Raw genomic sequence first — 17,764 nt, forward strand, 5'->3', positions numbered from 1 at the left:
CTTTTACTAGCCTATTGGTGAGCATCTTTTGGGTATATAAAAGGCTGATTTATTAGTATTTTTTCAAAATTCTCTCTAGTAATAGGACGACTATAGACATAACCTTGAATGTAATGGCATCCAAGTTCCTTAAGCATATTAACTTGTCTCTCGTTTTCTACTCCTTCAGCCACGACTTCTATTCGCATACGTCCACATAAGTCTATTATGCTTTTTAGCATATCTGTCATATCGTTATTTGTTTCTAAATCATCGATTAAAACTTTGTCCAACTTAAGTACATCCACTGGTAACTTAGATAAATAAGCGAATGATGCATAACCAGATCCAAAATCATCTATAGCAATTCGTAAACCTAAATCCTTTAGTTCCCAAAGAATTTTTCCTGTCTGTTCAAGGTCATCAATTACACAGCCTTCAGTGATCTCAAGTTCAATACACTCGGGGGAAAGGCCTGTTTCTTGAAGCAAATAAGTAAACTCCTCTACTATTTGGCTAGTTTGTAGCTGTCTAGGCGAAACATTTATTGCCAGACTTACCTTATCACCATATTGTTTACGCAAGGTTACTAAATCTGCAATACTCTTTTTAAATAGCCAAGTACCTATTTTTTCAATTTGCCCATCTAACTCACTAAGACTTATAAACTCCTCAGGTGACACCCAACCTAAAGATGAATGCTCCCAGCGCATAAGCACCTCAGCTCGCTCAACGATTCCATTACTTAAATTCACTTTAGGTTGGAAATACAAGCAAAATTGATTGGAATTAATAGCCTGTTGAATACTGTTTTGAATAGTTTGCTTACGTTTCTTTTGGGCCAAGTGCGCGGCATCTAACCTGATGACATCTGAATTTTGACCTTTAGTCAAATGCTCAACGTAATCACTGTTAGATATGTTTCTAATTGAATGCACTAACTGAGCAATATTAGAGCCCTCAAACGGAGATTCAGCATAGGCTAGCTGACTAGCAAGCTTAGGATGTAATTTGTCAACTCCACATGTTAAAGACAAAGCCTCACCTAAGACAACTAAACTATCATGTAAATTAGCATTACATTCACTTTCGGGAATGATTACAAGCAGTTGATCAACATCCACCTCAAACACTTCACAGCTTGGTGATAAATAGGTGCTAATGATACTCTCAACTGAACTAAGGATGGAGGTGTTTGGTTCATGCTGCTGCCAATAACAATCAAGTAAAGACAAGTCCGATACAAGAATAGAAGCTACAGCAAACTTTTCATTCTGAAGCAATAAGTGTTCAGCTGCTCGGTCAAACAGTACACGTTCAGGCTTTACATATTGCTGAGTTATATGTTCTTTTGACTTAGCTATAAAACGCTGTTGATATTCATCAAAAGCTTGGTCAACTTCTTCAATCAACTCTTTGTTGTTCCATGGCTTAGACAAAAATTTGTAGGCCGCTCCTGAGTTCAGAACATCGACAGCAGCGTGGAAGTCTGCTTGTCCAGTTAAAATCATGGAAACAATATCTGGGTGTTGTAGCTGAACATCTTTCACTAAAGCTCCACCATTAACTTCAGGCATTCTAAAGTCAGAAAGAACAACTTGTACGTCATGTAATTTCAGCATTTTTAGCGCTTCTTCAGCACTACTAGCAGTATAAACTCGGTATTTGGTATGTTTAAAGCTACGCTGTATTGCCTTTAATATATTTTCTTCATCATCTACAACAAGTAGGCTACGGTCTTGTAACACAGGGTTATATATGGCTGGTTGTTGTGACATATTTAACATCAAAAATGCTCCAAAAAATGAATACTAAAATGAAAGTTTTGTTTCTATTCTGAATCGCACACTCTGCTCTGGCGATCCAATTAAACGCTTGGTTTTCGAAAGCCGAGAACCAATCCAAAGGTTATTTGTCAGTCTATGTCGAATCCGCAAATCCCATCCTTTATAGTTGCTTGTAGCGAATCGACTAGATGCGTTTTGTGTAAATTCAGTCACCACCGAAAAGCGCTCAACATGTAAATATTTGAGTTCCGTTAAATAACTACCTACATGCTGTAATGCGCCTTTACTAAGCTTGAATACATAGCTAAACCTTTGCTTAGAAAATTGCTCATATGCAGAATTTGGTACACGCTTCGTTGACCACCCCAAGTCGGCTCCGATTTGAAAATCAGTGAACTTCATAGCGCCAGAAAAGCGGATAAACTGATTATTAAATTGCGTATCTTTGGTAGCATAACTAGCGCCAGCCTCGCCTTTGTAATCAACTAGCCATGGCGATAAAGTAACTTTTCCTAGGTAAGTAGATAATTGCCTCGAATATTGAATCAGTGACATATGGCCTACAGTACTTGATGCGCCATCTAAAGGTTTAAAAGTGGCAAAGGTTAAGCGCTGGTTTTCTGCAAAGTCATAATCAAGGTGCACCCCTATTGGGTTTAAGTGCCTATCCCAAAATAAATCAGTTACTTGTTTGGACTTCCAGGGAATTTTCCCTGCAAAGACAGATACTTTATCAAAAGTAAACTTGGTAAATGCTCGCGACACATATATATCTTTGTCGCCACTGGGGTTATTCGTAATTTGATGTAAGGTTATAGCAGGAACGTTCTGATTATTTTTTAAGCCAGTTCTTATCTGACTCATAAATACAACATTATCATTTAGTTTGTAGTTCGCACCTACAGAAGCAATCATTCGCACCCTTTTTCTTGGTGCTAAATTTGTTTGACCCGTTTCATTTTCATACCGCAACAATACATTGGTCGATAGCTCAATGGCTTTTGTGTTTTGTACACACAAAAAACTTAAAGTAATCAACAGATAAAGTTTCTTCATTTCACTAACCATCTTAACCATTGCATTGAAGGAGTTTTAAAATATGACGCAAATATAGCAATTGTCACAAATGTCGTATATTATACTTTAGTCATATATGTCTCAATTATACGGTATGTTACAATTATCAAATGAAATTTAGGAGTAGTATTCATGACCAAAGCTAAATCACTAACAACAGGTGACATAGCGCAATATTGCGACGTCAATTTGCGAACAGTCATTCGATGGATAGATAAAGGGAGTTTAAAAGGTTACAAACTACCAGGTAGAGGTAATAACCGAGTAACAGTTGAAGACTTCTTGATATTTCTCAAAGAGAATAACATGCCTATACCTGAAGACTTCTTACCAGATAATAAAACGATTTTAGTTGTTGACGATGATGAAAATATGGCGAGCGCCATTAAACGTGTTTTGAAAAATGCTGGGTTTGAATGTGATACCGCAGTTAATGGCTTTTTAGCGGGTAGTAAATTAATGCAGCGACAACCCGCGTTAATGACTTTAGATTTAAGTATGCCAGGCCTAAATGGTTTTGAATTACTACAGCACTTAAGAAAACAAGAAGAGTTTAGCCATTTAAAAATATTGGTGATTTCTGCACTTAATCAAGACAGCCTAGATAAAGCCATAACACTCGGCGCCAATGCAGCAATATCTAAGCCTTTTGATAAAGAACACTTAATAAGTATTGTAAACCAACTCACCCAATAACTATTTCTTAAAAGAGGTACCAATATGTTGAAAACTTTACTACTTTTTAGCTTATTAGTTAGCAGCCCCCTTGTCACCATAGCTCATGGAGAGACATTGACATTTGGTATTGTACCTCAGCAATCTGCAAAACGACTCGCTACTTTATGGACACCCATTTTACAACGAATTAGTGAAACGAGTGGCATTAACGTAAAGTTTAGTACAGCACGAGACATTCCAACTTTCGAGCAAAGGCTAGCAGAAGGTGCTTATGATATTGCCTACATGAATCCCTATCACTATGTAGTATTTAATAAACAATCAGGATATTTGGCCATCGCGAAACAACAAGGAAAAACAATTAAAGGTGTGATCGTTGCTAAAGTTGGTAGCAATATAAATACCATTGAAGATTTGGATGGAACTCGTTTAGCTTTTCCTGCTCCGGCAGCATTTGCAGCAAGCATTTTACCCATAGCCGAATTAAAAAGGCATGGAATTTCATTCAAGCCTAGCTATGTCTCTTCCCATGACTCGGTCTATCTCAACGTATCAAAAGGCTTTTTCCCAGCAGGAGGGGGAATAAAGCGCACCTTAAACAATATGTCTGAAGGCGTAAAATCGCAACTAGTCACTATTTGGGAAACCCAAGGTTATACCCCTCATGCAATTGCCGTTAACCCAAAAGTTAGCGACACATCGAAGCAAAAAATACTCAGTGCACTATTGGAGTTAAACAACAATATACAAGGTAAAGAGTTACTAAAGTCTATTAATTTTAAGGGTATTGATACCGCAACAAATAATGACTGGGACGATGTAAGATCCCTAAATCTTGAAACACTTATGGGTACAAGTGTACCGAAATAAATGGACTGATAATGCAACTGTCATTACGTAACAAAACAATCTTAGGTATTGCCGTTATTGAAGCAAGTTTATTACTACTTCTGGTATTAACAGCCGTTGATTTTATGCGTACGACATTGAACGATGGGCTAGTAAAGCGAGCGTCTACTATCACCACCCTATTTGCAACCACAGCAAAAGACGCAGTGTTATCTTATGATCTAGCTTCACTCGAGGTATACTGCAACGAACTAATCAAAAATCCTGATATTGGTTACGTGAGGGTAATAAATAGTGATAACCAAATACTGGCACAAGCTGGGAGAGCAAAACTACTATCCTCTACATTTAGTGCAGACGAAGAGTTAGATTTAGTCTCTGATGGAATATTTGATAGCTACACTTTAATTAGCGAAGCAGAACATATATACGGTCAAGTACAACTAGGTATTGATATCAGTAGCATAGAACAGTCAATTCAAAAAATTCAAAAATGGACCAGTGGCATTGCCTTAATTGAAATGTTTTTAGTTACACTGTTTTCTTTCGTGTTAGGAACATACCTAACCAAAAAGTTGCAAGGTTTGAGGCAAGCCGCAAGAAGCATCTCTAAAAATGTTACTGGTGGTGAATATTCACACTCTAAGATAGAGGTAACCGGCAATGATGAATTGAGTGAAGTTGCAGAGGCTTTCAATAAACTCGTGACAAGTTTAGAAAATGAACATAAACGTAAAGAAAAATATCAAAATGAACTAGAAACACTCAATCGTACGTTAGAAGGAAAAGTGATTGAGCGAACATCATTACTTTATGAACGCAACAATCAGTTAGAAAAGTCCAACCAAGAGCTTCACGAAGCGCAACAGCAACTTATTCAAGCTGAAAAAATGGCATCAGTTGGATTACTCGCCGCAGGCGTTGCACACGAAATCAACAACCCTATTGCGTTTGTTACCAGCAATTTAAATACGCTTAAAGACTATACTGAAACATACCGACTTATAAGTGAGCAATTATTGACTCTTTCACCTAACTCAATCTCTGAAACACATGTATTACAAATAAATAAACTGCTAACGTCTGTGCAAGATGCGGAGCTCGCTTATATAAACCAAGATACTCAGGATCTTATAGATGAGTCAATTCAAGGGCTAGCAAGAGTTAAAAGTATAGTTAAGGATTTAAAGCAGTTTTCACGGGCTGGCTCAGATGAAAAACAGTGGTTTGATATAAATACATGCTTAACTACGACCCTAAACATGGTAAGCGGTCAACTCAAATACCATTGCACTATTGAAAAACAATTAAACCCTGTTCCGAAAGTCTTCATTAACGTGGGGAAAATCATACAAGTCCTTACAAACTTATTGATTAATGCGGGGCAAGCAATTCATGAGAATGGCAAGATAACAATCACCTCACTTTATAAAAATAATCATGTAATAGTGTCTATTGCGGACAATGGCTCAGGTATTGAGCCCAAACACATAGACAAACTATTCGATCCTTTTTTTACAACTAAAAAAGAGGGCGTAGGGACTGGTTTAGGACTTTCAATTTCTTACGGAATAATACAAGACCATGCAGGCGAGTTAACTGTTGATAGTGAACTCAATAAGGGCAGTTGTTTTAACATCATACTGCCAACAGATGACAAAAATAAACAACTGATGGAGACATCCAATGAGCAATGATAAAGCAATAGAAACACCGCCTATGACTGTGCTATGTGTGGATGATGAGTTAAATATTCTTAAGTCGATGAAACGCTTGCTATACAAGCAAAACTTTCAACTCTTATTAGCAGAAAGTGGCTCAATAGCTTTAGAATTAATGGAAAAACACAAAGTCCAATTAATTATATCTGACATGAAAATGCCAGAAATGTCCGGCGCAGCTTTACTCGAAAAAGTCGCCACTAGGTATCCAGAGACTTACCGCATTCTGTTAACAGGTTACTCTGATATGGAGTCCACAATAGAGGCCGTTAATAAAGGAAAAATACATCGATACCTCCAAAAACCATGGGAAAACCAAGAAATAATTCAAGCCATAGATGAAGGTTTGTCTAACGTTAGGCTTAAAAACGAAAATGCTAAATTAGAGAAACTTATTAAGCTACAAAATGCGAAACTCAAAGAGCAGAATCAAAATTTAGAAGGTAAGATTCAATTAAGGACGAAGCAAATACAACTAGCCTTGAAACGTATTGAGCATAACAACGAAGCCACCCAGAAAGTGCTATACAATTTAATTAGCATCAACCCTAACCTAAGTGGAAGTTTTGCTAATAGTGTTAGTTTATTGGCTAAAAATTTAGCAGAGCACCTTAAGCTATCGAAAGAAGAGATCGAAAACGTAACGTTTGCAGCCTTGCTGTGTGAAATTGGCTTGCTTGGTTTAGATACAGCCATCTACAGTAAACCTTTTGACGAACTTAATTTCAACCAGAAAAAAGAATATATTGATCAGACAAAGATAGCCCAGTTAATTCTAAGCCCAGCCACTCACCTGCAAGAAGTATCAGATATCATTACTTGTCAATTTGAGTATTTTAATGGCAGTGGCCCCAACCAACTGGTTGACACTCAAATTCCAATTGGGGCAAAGATACTATCTGTGGCAAGAGATTATTGGCGATACTCTATGGGTCGTATCACACCAGAAAAAATGGAAGAGACGGAAGTTAGGCTAAGTATGAAGAAGTTTTTAGGTACTCGATATGACCCCAAAATTTTAGAAGTCTTATTAAATACCCCTAACATTGCCTCTGATGAGTTTATCGAAAAGCCTATCCCTTCACATGCACTAAAAGTTGGTATGACATTAAAAAGTAATATATTTAATGATGCTCATATTTTAGTCTTACCTAAAGGTCACGTTTTTACTGAAAAAACCATAACCAAGTTGGTACAATTCGAAAAAAGTCAAACCGAGCCTTTATCTTTAATAGTTGAAGATAGTCAAACCGCTACAGCTGAGTTATTGTAGGAAATGACAAGTTAAAAGTAGTCCCAACCCCAACCTCAGAATCTACTGAGACTTGTGCATCGTGAGCTTCGAGAATAGCGTAAGAAACAGACAAGCCCAACCCGGTTCCTACACCGACGGGCTTCGTGGTAAAAAACGGAGTAAATAGTTGACTAACTGTTTCTTCGTCCATACCTTGGCCCGTATCAGTTATATGAATGACAACCTTTTCCTCTGAACTGGAATGAGAAATAATCAATGTCCCCCCTCCTTCCATGGCATAAGCGGCATTAACAAATAAGTTAACAAACACTTGTTGTAATTGGCCTAGGTTCCCAAGAACAGTAAGATTCAACTCACTTACCTGATTATCAATTTGATGCTCGTACTTGAAAGCATTGCCGGTTACTTTTAAAGCGGCCTCAACACACTCAGCAATAGATATAGGTGTTAACTCCTCACTACCTGAATGGGAAAAGCTCTTAAGGTTATCAACTATATCCTTAACTCTTATTAAACCTTCAATATTTGATTGCAGTAATTCGACTGAGTCTTCATCGATGTAATCTATATCAATTTTTTCAAACGCCTCTTTAAACACCTCAGTACTTAAAGTTTTACTGCTGTATGTAATCTTTTTCAAATCTTCATGTAATAACTTATAGTCCTTTAAATAGTCTTGAAGCACCTCCATATTTGAGCGAATAAAAGCAACAGGATTATTAATTTCATGGGCGACCCCTGCAGCCAGCTGCCCTAGAGAAGCCATTTTTTCAGACTGGATCAATTGCTTTCGAGCTTTCTCTAGCTTTTCTAAGGATTCTTGAAGTTGCAAGTTTCGTTTTAAAATACGCAAATCAGTCAACCGCCTGCTGATACCACTTAACAAATGTTCTCTAGCTGTATTGAGTACAGATAGAACACCAGGCTCTACAACACTATGACTATTTAGTATTGCCAACCAACCGACTTTTCCTCCAGCGAGAGCAAAATTGGTATAGCAAACTTGTTTAAGGGCTTGTCCAGCATTGCTGGGAAAGCAGTCAATATCTAAGACGTTCCAAGAGTTTAATAACTCTGTATTTTCTAATGGTAGTAGCTTACCAATAGCTTCTATTAAAACAGCGTCATCTTGCCATCCCCCATTCAGACAGCAAACCTTGTTGAGGCCTTCCTGTATGATGTTTCCCTTTTTAATAACCAGATAAAGCCCGAAATCTGCCTCACAAAAACGCCCTGTAAGCTCTATAACATTGTCAATTATTTCGTTGAGTTTCATTTCTGAACCCACATAACTAGAGGCACGCCCTAAATATTCTAGCTCCTTTTGTTTTTTCGTAGATGACGCTAACGCCTCTTTTAAAGACTCATTAGTTTGATAAATTTCTAGTGAGTACTGTTCTAACTTATTCTCCGCTATGTTTCTCGCTTTTTTCTCTCGGCTAATCTTCCGCTCTAGCACGGCAACCCTTTTTTCTAACTCATCAAGGTCTAAAACTGGTTTATCAGTAGAACTCAAACTTTTTCAACCTCTATCACACACTGTTCTCCGGCTTCATGCTCACACTCAGGCTGGGAGACCTTTATATCTTGCCCCGTGTGCTCTGCAAGGCCATGAATAATACCTTCGCAGAAATAGCAAAGCTTACGAGGTGATAGGTATTTAAAAGTTAATATATTTGGTGTTTCAGATAAGAATTCAAACTCCGGAAGTAAAGCATCAGGATTCAATTTTTTCACTTCTACATGTATAAAGTCTTGAACTGCATGTAAAAATTCAAACACATCTTTAAAGTCATGTGCACCAGGGGGTGCAAGGTTATATAATTCTTTAAAGACCCACTTACCAAAAGCAAACTGTGCATCTTTGGCACTTATGCCTTTTTTAACAACAACTAGCCCAACTAATGTAAAAAGCTCTTCATCATCATAGGTAGCAACCGTAGTATAGACACCTTCACTTGCAAGGTTAGCTTCACTTAATAATTCATCCCAAAACTCATCACCCCACACTTCCTCAATAAATTCGTTAAACTTTACAAAAACTATGCCTTTCATATTCGCCTCCAAATCGCCATGAACAGATTATTCACTTAACAATCAGTTACAAGTTTAAGAGTATTACCTGAACCACTCCCGACTTTATCTTAACTTATATTTTACAAAGTTATATAAACCAACACATAGGTATATTTACAGGTCATAATTTACATAAACAGCTTTAATTTTAAGCTTAATTTATTGTTTCAGTATGGGCTAACTAAGGAAAAACACTCAATTTATATATTTTCTTAGCTTTACATCTATAAATGTAATTTGAGCAATGCGCGGCACCCAATATCCAACTTCAGTTAATCAAACAGCCCCCAAAACCATCCTCTAGATAACTCTTCTTCACAGGTTTTAAGTTGTGCGGCGTACCTCAAAGATCTAGCCTCCACTGTTTTAGCAACTTTCTTTAACCAAGGTTTCCTATTGTAACTCCCCCTTTTATAACCACCCCAGCCTTCGTGATAATTCAAATATTGCAATTCAGCATCCCATTTTGATATTCCATTCATTTTATGAGTTTTTGTAATGAACCACCCCATAAAATCCATAGCATCATCAAAGTCAGTTCTATCAGCCCAAGAGTTTTTTGTCTCCCGTTTATAGTCAGCCCAGGTAGGTGTTTTAGCTTGAGAGTAACCATAAGCAGAGCTAACTCTCCCCCAAGGTATTAAGCCAAAAAAAATGTAATCTTTGGGTGGACGGGCTTTGGCTTTAAATGAACTTTCCTGATACATCATAGACATAGGCACGTGGATAGGAACCCCCCACTTTTTATTCATATCCGCAGCAACATCATACCAATCTCGCTTTTCAAAAAAGATATCACAAATATTACTTATATTTTTAGGAGGAGTATTGGCACACCCATTCAAAAATAAAACAATCAGAAAAAAGCTCATTCCGTTTTTTAACCATAAAATTTTCTTGGTGAACTTTTGTATCATCGTCTACTCTTAATTAACGTGTTTTTATTATTGTGTGTTTCCCTAGTAGTGACTTTAAGCCTGACATTAGTCAGGCTTTTTTTTCACCAAATTTATTTATCAGAAAAATAACTTACTAGAAAATCATCAAAAGACACATGTTCCTGCTGTTCTATTGCTCGCTGTTTTTCTATTGACAATGCCGCATGTGTGGCCAAATCTTCGGCATTCATAAACTCGTAATCTGAGCTAATCAACTCACTTTTAAAAGACTCTGCTAAGCTTAAACCTAAGTTTCCATTATCGATATTTTCATTTACAAGATGGTCTAGAATGCGAGCCGATGGCGTTAAACTTGGATCCAGTATCTTTTGTTTTTCAGCTGCTAATGCCAAGGAATAATCTTGAGTATCATTTGCTTGGTCTAAAATATTAGCGATTTCTAGCATTTCAGAAAATAGCTGCAATGCCCAAGTTTTCATTTCAACTGGCTCTGAAGCATTAGTTAGTCTTAGTTTGGGGTCACGGCCTTGCTCAACTACCGCATTTAAGTTTGCTTCGGTTTCATGATATTCATCTGAGTTCATGAAACTACTAGGCTTAACTAGACAATAAAGTAAGAATACATCTAAAAAATAAAATTGATTACGCTCTATCCCTATGGCTGAAAACGGATTAACGTCTAATGCTCTAACTTCAATATAACTGACGCCTCTTTCATCCAATGCATCGGTTGGCTTTTCCAACGAACGAGTAGGTTGCTTGGGCCTAATAGGAGAATAAAGCTCATTTTCAATTTGTAATACATTGCTATTAAGTTGCTGGTATTTTCCATCTTTTTTACCCGCAAACATCTCATAGTTTTCAGAAGGCTGATTGATTGCTGCCCGTAATGAAGCTATATAGCTATCTACTTTGTTGTAGCAAATATTCAACCCTGATTGAGCACTATTGGTATAACCTAAGTCACTCATTCTAAGAGAGGTAGCATAAGGTAAATAGTAAGTACCTTTACCTAATGTTTTGAATGGTAAACCCGTTTCTTTACCTTTGATAAACGAACGACATAAAGCAGGTGAAGCCCCATATAAATAGGGAATTACCCAACAAAATCGTCGATAATTCCGTATTAGCCCAAAGTAAGCTGAAGAAATAGAGTCTTTATCTGCTTTTATAGTAGAGTCATCAGCCAGCCATTTCTCCCAAAACTCATCAGGCAAAGAGAAATTAAAGTGCACGCCTGATATAGCTTGCATCATACTGCCATAGCGGTTTTTTAATCCAACCCGATACAAACTTTTCATTTTGCCAACATTAGACGTTCCATAATTAGCAATAGGAATAGCTTCTTGGTTCTCAATAAAACAAGGCATGCTCATCGGCCATAAGCGCTCTTCGCCAATGTTTGTCATTACAAACTTGTGAACATCTTTTAATTGGCCAATTGTTTTATCAATAGACGTTTCTGGGGGGGTGATAAATTCTAACAATGACTCAGAAAAGTCCGTTGTTATAAACTCATGGGTTAAAGCTGCACCTAAGGATTCTTGGTGTGGCGTTTGTGCAAGGCCTCCATTAGGATTAATACGCAAGGTTTCTCGCTCTACCCCATGTTTTATACCCGTCAAAGTCTTCATGATTGACGGATTCTGTAAAGTTGCTAAACGCGCAGAAAAAGATGTTTCATTTACTTGCAAAATAATATCCAATATAAAAATGTATGGGCTCTATAACCTGTTTATTAAACTATTATAAAGTTCTTATCACGATCGAAAGCCCATCTGGGCCTTAAGTTCGTAGGCGATAATAATTAACACCTTATTCTTAATTACTAAAGAACGTGTTTCTTGAGTTTTGATTCCAACTATTTTGTTAGTCTACCCTCAGATGACAGATAAAGTAACCAGAGACTAATGCAATAATATTCACATAAATAATTATTAAACATACCAATAATAATCAAAAGAAAGTTATATTTTAGATAAAAATCATTATCAATTGCCTATTAATCTCCTGTGCCAAACTGCTAAGATTACTTACCAATAAAAACAAAGAGTACCAAATGGACGCTAATACACATATTTTCAATAGTGAATTTGCACTTCGTCAATTCAACGGTAGTTGCCCATTACTCATTAAAATTCTAAATAAATTTGTGCTGGAATACCTTAACTTTAATGAAAAGTTTACTGAACTCATGCTGCAGGGTGACATTGACACCTTACAAAGAGATATACATACTTTAAAAGGAATTAGTGGCAATTTAGGTATGGAGGCATTACACCATGCTTCAAAAGGATTTGAATCTAAATTAACGGTAAACTTAGAAGAGCAACTAATAGTTGAATATTTGGAACTATTAAGTACCACGTTAACCACAATTACAGGTTTCATTTCAAATAATAGTAACAACTCAGACTCAAAGCCTGCAATCGAATCTGACAGTAAACAAGTGTTGATTACCGCATTAAAACGCAATGAATTTATTTCTGACGTCAAAATGCAAAAATTTATGGAAGAACTAGATTTAGCGCCAGATGTAAAAAACGCACTAAAAAATTCAATTGATGATTTTGACTACGGTCGCGCATTGCAGCTGCTTCAATAACAAATAGAAAAGAGTGTGCGCCGTGCCCGCCAATATTCAACTTTTATATGACCACTTTGACTTTATCGTGGTAAACAAACCGCCCCATTTAGCGGTTCAAAACGAAATATCTCAACAAGGTATTTTGCCAATCATATGTAAGCAACTTAATATTGAAAAACTATGGCTAGTTCATCGTTTAGATAAAGTTACCTCTGGTATTCTGATGCTGGCAAAAACGGCTAAAGCAGCGGCTATATTTGGAACACTTTTCGAGCAGAAAAAAATCGCGAAATACTACCTAGCTTTAGCCACTAAAAAGCCTAAAAAGAAACAAGGCACAATAAAAGGCGGCATGAAAAAAGTTAGAGATGGCAAGTGGATCCTTGACAACAGTATAACTCAACAAGCTGCCACCCAATTTTTCAGTTTTTCTGTGTCACCTAGTCTACGCTTGTACTTAATTAAACCTCTCACCGGAAAAACTCATCAAATAAGAGTCGCATTAAAAAGCCTAGGAGCTCCTATTTTAGGAGATAAGCTCTATGGTGGACAGATTTCAGATAGAACTTATCTACACGCTTATGGGATTCAATTTGTGTATCAGGGGGCACCTATATCGATAATATGCCCACCATCAGAAGGTGAAAATTTCACGCAGGTCGAAACCCAAATTATAATAGAAACCCACCAACAACCTTGGTCATTGAATTGGCCAAAGTCTGCAATGAACGCCTTAAGTTAATAGTGATTACCGCAACACTAAAAATAGCGATTTTAGGCAAAGGAGCAATAGGCAGCCTAATAGCTTATTCATGCCACCAGCAAAAACTTGATTACCAACTTCTGTTAAAAACCTCAAAAGCTATCACCCTAGATATTGAAACTATTAACGGAGACAAAACGCTTATCAATCCGCATACCTCGGATATAAAAAGCGCATCAGACTTTGACGTAGTAGTTTTACCTATAAAGGCGTACCAAGTGCTCGGTGCGCTACAACAACTTAGAAAAATAATTACACCTAAACACACCTTAGTTTTATTGCATAACGGCATGGGCACAATTGAACAAGTAAAAGCACTCTACCCTATCAACCCTATCATTGCTGGCACCACCAGTTATGGTGCATATAAGCCCACTGAAACAAGTGTAAAAGCAACAGGCTTAGGTGAAACCCACCTTGGTTGGATTACAAAACCTGATGACAATGCCAGCTTAATAGAATCAACCGTGTCTAAGTTACTCCCGCCAAGTACTTGGCATCAAGATATTCGGCTAGCGTTATGGAACAAACTCACCATCAACTCAGTGATAAACCCACTCACAGCCATCAACGATATAAAAAATGGCGAGTTAGCAGACAAGAAATATCAGCAAGATTTCCAAGCTATTTGCTCTGAAGTCGCTCTGGTAATGAATGCAGTTGGTTACACTACCAGCAGTGAAGCGCTGCAGCAAAAGGTAATGAAAGTCATTAAGGCTACCGCTAATAATTACTCATCTATGCATCAGGACATAAGCTTTAAACGTAAGAGTGAAATAGAATTTATAAACGGCTATGTAGTTAAAAAGAGTCAAGAGCTAAACATCACAACTCCAAAAAATCAGCGGCTTGTTGCGAAAATTAAAGCGTTAGAAACGTATTAGAACCCCCACTTTTTTAAAACTATGCTCATTACCAACTGGTACTAGCCCAGCCCTCACACCAATAAGAAATTTCACACCTTTAGTAAAGATTACACATAATGTGTAAATACTGCTGCTCTCTTTAACCACCCTGACCTTATTAAAACCTAACCAATTGATTTCAATCAAATATTTAATACCCTTGAGATTGGTTTTTCTGGAATAGTTTGTGCTATCTCTTACAAGTAAATTTATTAAATGTTATTCAGGAGTAAACATGAAAAAGACAATCATCGCAGTGGCACTATCGAGTTTAATTATTTCGGGTTGTGCATCGAATGCTAATAATAGTCAAAAAGGAGCGGGTATAGGCGCAGTAATTGGCGCTTTAGCCGGTAAAGGCACTGGCGATAATGATAAAAGTCGTTATGTATGGGGAGCCGCCTTAGGAGCATTAGCAGGTGGTGCCATTGGTAATTACATGGATAACCAAGAAGAAGCATTTCGTGAAGAGCTCGCTGGCAGTGGCGTAGAAGTGTACCGAGAAGGTGACAACATTAGATTATCTATACCCGGCAATATTACCTTTTCCACGGGCAGTGCAGCCATTGTAACTAGCTTCTATCCTGTGCTAGAAGACGTTGCAAAGGTACTTAATCGCTATGAGAAAACCAAGTTAAGCATCGAAGGCCACACAGACTCAGTAGGAGATGCCAACTACAATACACAGTTATCTATACAAAGAGCGAATAGTGTTGCTAACTATTTACAAGGTACGGGGGTGGCGACGAATCGTTTACAGACACTGGGCATGGGAGAGAGTCAACCTTTAGCAAGTAATGATACCGCTCAAGGTCGTCAACAAAATAGACGAGTAGAACTTCGTGTAATTCCACTACAAAGTTAACCCCAGATAAGCTCACATATATGTGATCCATAGCTCTATTACAAAGTGACTGGATGTCTATGGATCACACACTACCGTTACTGAGACTAAGGAAAAAGAAACGTCCTAGTCGACACATTACCAAATGTGATTAGCCCCCAAAAGCCCCTTGAAATAGACAGTTCAAAGAGTAAGATTATAATTACTCTTTTTAATACTCATCCCTCTTCCATGAAAATAACACTGCTTTTTATACTAATTATCTCCTTTACGAGCCAAGCTACCCAATTAAAAAAAATTGTAACTAATCTCGAACAGCCTGTAGATGTAAAGTTTTTACCTTATTCAAACAACGAGTTATTAATAGCAGGTAAGAAAGGCAAGCTGACATATATTCACCTACAACAAAATAAAAACTATACGGTGCATGAGTTTAATGTAAAAAGTGGCTCTGAAATGGGGTTATTGGGTTTGGCTTTTCATCCAGATTATTCTGATCTCACCAATAAAGTGAGTGATGATAAAAATAATTATTTATTTGTTAATTACTTCCCTAAAAAAGGAGAGCGTAGAACAAGAATTTCTCGCTTTTCACTAAGCCAAACTAGCCAAGGCTATCAGTTACTAAACGAAAAAATCGTTCTAGAAATAAAGCAACCATACAGTAATCATAACGGAGGCCAAATTGCGTTTGGCCCAGATGGCTTCTTATATATCGGAATGGGTGACGGCGGCTCTGCTGGCGACCCTCAAGGGCATGGTCAAAATACTCAAACCTTATTAGGTAGTATGTTACGGATTGATATAAACACATCAAATGATGTTCCCTATGCTATTCCTAAAGACAATCCTTTTGTTAACGATTCAAACTTTAAACCTGAGATTTGGGCCTATGGCTTAAGAAATCCATGGCGCTATTCTTTTGCGAAAGACGTCTTAATTGTTGCCGACGTAGGTCAATATAAATACGAAGAAATTTCTATAATAGACAAAGGACAAAACTATGGATGGAATACAATGGAAGCAAGCCACTGTTATAAGCCTAAAATTCAATGTAACACCGAGCAACTAATCTTACCTAAACTTGAATACGGACGCTCAGAAGGCCAATCAATAACCGGTGGCTATGTATACCAGGGCGATATAAACACAAAACTCAAAAATCATTATATATATGCTGATTTTGTATCTGGCAGCATCTGGGCTGCTAAGTACCCAGCCCTAACCTCTTCCACTAAGTTGTTATCCGATCAAGGTAATATCTCAACGTTTGCTCTAGATAATCAAGGAGAGCTTTATGTGGCAGGCTTTAGTAAAGGTATTATCTATCAAGTCGTCCCATAAAGAATATGCTAAGTCGTTCTATCGACCTACAGTATTTTCAAAACCATTTTAATCACAGCAGCGACAGTGTGGTGTATTTAACGCCCCAAGCAGCGGAAAACGCGAACGTTTTGGCGCAGCCAGTGAGTGGTTTTCCGATGACTTGGTTTGTTATGTGCGTTACTCATCAGAGAGGCTCCTGCGTTCTGAAATTATTGCTTTAAAGAACTGAGCGCCTGTTTCCTCGATATCGATACTTAGCTTTTCCATTCGATCAAGATCATCTTTTTCCATCCAAGGCGGCTGTTCGTTTACGATATGTAATTCTGGATATAGTTGAGATAACTGTTCTTTACTTTCGGCGAAGACAAAACGCCAAATTCCACCTTGACCATAGTCATAACAAGTTAAAAATTTTGTCTTCATTTCGTCCTACTAAAAAAACACATAACGCTTAAGCTAAACAGAAAACACAACGCGCTTTGGCCGAAGGCCAGCGAGTGGTTTTCTGATTGAGCTTTTTGTTAGCTGCCGCATTGCGTGCTGCTGTTTGATTTGATTGATGACCTAACAAACTGTGACTGCCTTGTTTGAATTGTGTAATTGCATTATCCGTTGCCTTAAACTTGCCAGTTGTTGATGATTAATATTGCCAGAACTTGTTGGTTACGTGAACTACTTTCATAGACAGTGAAGAACTAAAAAGCTAACCGCCTTGCACACCACTTGTAGATAACCAACTGAGAATAAGCTTTGGCATGCTAACGAGCCTGTAGAAAAAGACTGTTTTGACTTTGCACTTTCTACTGCTCTTTTTAATTTTTATCTTTCACTATTTTGCCTTGAACATCTGTATTTTTCAATTCATTGGTGCGTTTTGAGGATAATTTTCTTTTCGATGTATTTGGCGCCATTGAGGCCTGAGTTTAGCGGGATGAAAGGGGGCAATTTGAGGTAGTGTGGTTTTAGCTTATGCCGCTAACTGGCCGTAATTCTTCAGTTTCTCGATATTATGTATCAA

16 protein-coding genes are annotated in these 17,764 nt (G+C 37.5%); 9 read left to right on the plus strand and 7 right to left on the minus strand.

The window, feature by feature from the left end:
* Positions 1 to 11 precede the first annotated feature (11 nt).
* On the minus strand, positions 12 to 1,766 hold the full coding sequence (locus tag ABJE44_RS03880) for an EAL domain-containing protein (protein WP_348110074.1): 1,755 nt from the start codon (positions 1,764 to 1,766) through the stop codon (positions 12 to 14).
* 24 nt (positions 1,767 to 1,790) lie between these two features.
* The gene (locus tag ABJE44_RS03885) at positions 1,791 to 2,822 is read right to left on the minus strand and encodes a hypothetical protein (RefSeq protein ID WP_348110075.1); all 1,032 of its coding nucleotides are present in this window, start codon (positions 2,820 to 2,822) and stop codon (positions 1,791 to 1,793) included.
* A 153-nt stretch (positions 2,823 to 2,975) separates the two neighbouring features.
* Between ABJE44_RS03885 and ABJE44_RS03890 the strand changes: the two genes are divergently transcribed.
* Genes ABJE44_RS03890 through ABJE44_RS03905 form a run of 4 tightly spaced genes read left to right on the plus strand, consistent with a single transcriptional unit; the run spans position 2,976 to position 7,364 of the window.
* The gene (locus tag ABJE44_RS03890; RefSeq protein ID WP_348110076.1) at positions 2,976 to 3,539 is read left to right on the plus strand and encodes a response regulator; all 564 of its coding nucleotides are present in this window, start codon (positions 2,976 to 2,978) and stop codon (positions 3,537 to 3,539) included.
* A gap of 24 nt (positions 3,540 to 3,563) precedes the next feature.
* Entirely contained in the window at positions 3,564 to 4,391 is an 828-nt protein-coding gene (locus ABJE44_RS03895; RefSeq protein ID WP_348110077.1) for a phosphate/phosphite/phosphonate ABC transporter substrate-binding protein, read from the plus strand.
* Between the two features lie 11 nt (positions 4,392 to 4,402).
* A complete protein-coding gene (locus tag ABJE44_RS03900) occupies positions 4,403 to 6,067 on the plus strand; it encodes an ATP-binding protein (RefSeq protein ID WP_348110078.1) in 1,665 nt (554 codons plus the stop codon).
* On the plus strand, positions 6,057 to 7,364 hold the full coding sequence (locus ABJE44_RS03905) for a response regulator (protein ID WP_348110079.1): 1,308 nt from the start codon (positions 6,057 to 6,059) through the stop codon (positions 7,362 to 7,364). The genes ABJE44_RS03900 and ABJE44_RS03905 overlap by 11 nt, the downstream gene beginning before the upstream one ends.
* On the opposite strand, the gene ABJE44_RS03910 is transcribed toward ABJE44_RS03905, so the two are convergent.
* The 4 genes from ABJE44_RS03910 to gshA all read right to left on the minus strand — a co-directional run bounded on the left by ABJE44_RS03910 (position 7,345) and on the right by gshA (position 12,015).
* Positions 7,345 to 8,862, minus strand: a complete 1,518-nt coding sequence (locus ABJE44_RS03910; protein WP_348110080.1) for an ATP-binding protein — start codon at positions 8,860 to 8,862, stop codon at positions 7,345 to 7,347. The genes ABJE44_RS03905 and ABJE44_RS03910 overlap by 20 nt on opposite strands.
* On the minus strand, positions 8,859 to 9,401 hold the full coding sequence (locus ABJE44_RS03915; RefSeq protein ID WP_348110081.1) for a heme NO-binding domain-containing protein: 543 nt from the start codon (positions 9,399 to 9,401) through the stop codon (positions 8,859 to 8,861). The genes ABJE44_RS03910 and ABJE44_RS03915 overlap by 4 nt, the downstream gene beginning before the upstream one ends.
* Before the next feature lie 293 nt (positions 9,402 to 9,694).
* Positions 9,695 to 10,339, minus strand: a complete 645-nt coding sequence (locus ABJE44_RS03920; protein ID WP_348110082.1) for a hypothetical protein — start codon at positions 10,337 to 10,339, stop codon at positions 9,695 to 9,697.
* A 92-nt stretch (positions 10,340 to 10,431) separates the two neighbouring features.
* On the minus strand, positions 10,432 to 12,015 hold the full coding sequence (gene gshA, locus ABJE44_RS03925; protein ID WP_348110083.1) for a glutamate--cysteine ligase: 1,584 nt from the start codon (positions 12,013 to 12,015) through the stop codon (positions 10,432 to 10,434).
* Positions 12,016 to 12,380: 365 nt separating this feature from the next.
* Here gshA and ABJE44_RS03930 point away from each other — a divergent pair, with 365 nt between their 5' ends.
* The 5 genes from ABJE44_RS03930 (at position 12,381) to ABJE44_RS03950 (ending at position 16,764) form a co-directional block, all read left to right on the plus strand.
* The gene (locus ABJE44_RS03930; RefSeq protein ID WP_348110084.1) at positions 12,381 to 12,926 is read left to right on the plus strand and encodes an Hpt domain-containing protein; all 546 of its coding nucleotides are present in this window, start codon (positions 12,381 to 12,383) and stop codon (positions 12,924 to 12,926) included.
* Positions 12,927 to 12,948: 22 nt separating this feature from the next.
* Positions 12,949 to 13,650 carry a TIGR01621 family pseudouridine synthase gene (locus ABJE44_RS03935; RefSeq protein ID WP_348110085.1) on the plus strand — a complete coding sequence of 234 codons (702 nt, stop codon included), beginning with the start codon at positions 12,949 to 12,951 and terminating at the stop codon, positions 13,648 to 13,650.
* Positions 13,617 to 14,555: a 2-dehydropantoate 2-reductase gene (locus tag ABJE44_RS03940; RefSeq protein ID WP_348110086.1), complete on the plus strand. Its 939-nt coding sequence runs from the start codon at positions 13,617 to 13,619 to the stop codon at positions 14,553 to 14,555. The genes ABJE44_RS03935 and ABJE44_RS03940 overlap by 34 nt, the downstream gene beginning before the upstream one ends.
* A 256-nt stretch (positions 14,556 to 14,811) precedes the next feature.
* Positions 14,812 to 15,441: an OmpA family protein gene (locus tag ABJE44_RS03945; protein ID WP_348110087.1), complete on the plus strand. Its 630-nt coding sequence runs from the start codon at positions 14,812 to 14,814 to the stop codon at positions 15,439 to 15,441.
* A gap of 210 nt (positions 15,442 to 15,651) precedes the next feature.
* Positions 15,652 to 16,764: a PQQ-dependent sugar dehydrogenase gene (locus ABJE44_RS03950; RefSeq protein WP_348110088.1), complete on the plus strand. Its 1,113-nt coding sequence runs from the start codon at positions 15,652 to 15,654 to the stop codon at positions 16,762 to 16,764.
* A gap of 159 nt (positions 16,765 to 16,923) precedes the next feature.
* Here ABJE44_RS03950 and ABJE44_RS03955 read toward each other — a convergent pair whose 3' ends face one another.
* Positions 16,924 to 17,169, minus strand: coding sequence for a hypothetical protein (locus ABJE44_RS03955; RefSeq protein WP_348110089.1), 246 nt, complete (start codon positions 17,167 to 17,169; stop codon positions 16,924 to 16,926).
* Positions 17,170 to 17,764 lie beyond the last annotated feature (595 nt).

It is taken from the genome of Paraglaciecola sp. (assembly GCF_039942875.1).
Lineage (GTDB): Bacteria > Pseudomonadota > Gammaproteobacteria > Enterobacterales > Alteromonadaceae > Paraglaciecola.

Excerpts from the sequence above, each read along its gene's own strand:
- ABJE44_RS03880 (WP_348110074.1), bottom strand. The coding sequence starts at position 1,766 with ATGTTAAATATGTCACAACAACCAGCCATATATAACCCTGTGTTACAA.
- ABJE44_RS03885 (WP_348110075.1), bottom strand. The coding sequence starts at position 2,822 with ATGAAGAAACTTTATCTGTTGATTACTTTAAGTTTTTTGTGTGTACAA.
- ABJE44_RS03890 (WP_348110076.1), top strand. The coding sequence starts at position 2,976 with ATGACCAAAGCTAAATCACTAACAACAGGTGACATAGCGCAATATTGC.
- ABJE44_RS03895 (WP_348110077.1), top strand. The coding sequence starts at position 3,564 with ATGTTGAAAACTTTACTACTTTTTAGCTTATTAGTTAGCAGCCCCCTT.
- ABJE44_RS03900 (WP_348110078.1), top strand. The coding sequence starts at position 4,403 with ATGCAACTGTCATTACGTAACAAAACAATCTTAGGTATTGCCGTTATT.
- ABJE44_RS03905 (WP_348110079.1), top strand. The coding sequence starts at position 6,057 with ATGAGCAATGATAAAGCAATAGAAACACCGCCTATGACTGTGCTATGT.
- ABJE44_RS03915 (WP_348110081.1), bottom strand. The coding sequence starts at position 9,401 with ATGAAAGGCATAGTTTTTGTAAAGTTTAACGAATTTATTGAGGAAGTG.
- ABJE44_RS03920 (WP_348110082.1), bottom strand. The coding sequence starts at position 10,339 with ATGATACAAAAGTTCACCAAGAAAATTTTATGGTTAAAAAACGGAATG.
- ABJE44_RS03930 (WP_348110084.1), top strand. The coding sequence starts at position 12,381 with ATGGACGCTAATACACATATTTTCAATAGTGAATTTGCACTTCGTCAA.
- ABJE44_RS03945 (WP_348110087.1), top strand. The coding sequence starts at position 14,812 with ATGAAAAAGACAATCATCGCAGTGGCACTATCGAGTTTAATTATTTCG.
- ABJE44_RS03950 (WP_348110088.1), top strand. The coding sequence starts at position 15,652 with ATGAAAATAACACTGCTTTTTATACTAATTATCTCCTTTACGAGCCAA.
- ABJE44_RS03955 (WP_348110089.1), bottom strand. The coding sequence starts at position 17,169 with ATGAAGACAAAATTTTTAACTTGTTATGACTATGGTCAAGGTGGAATT.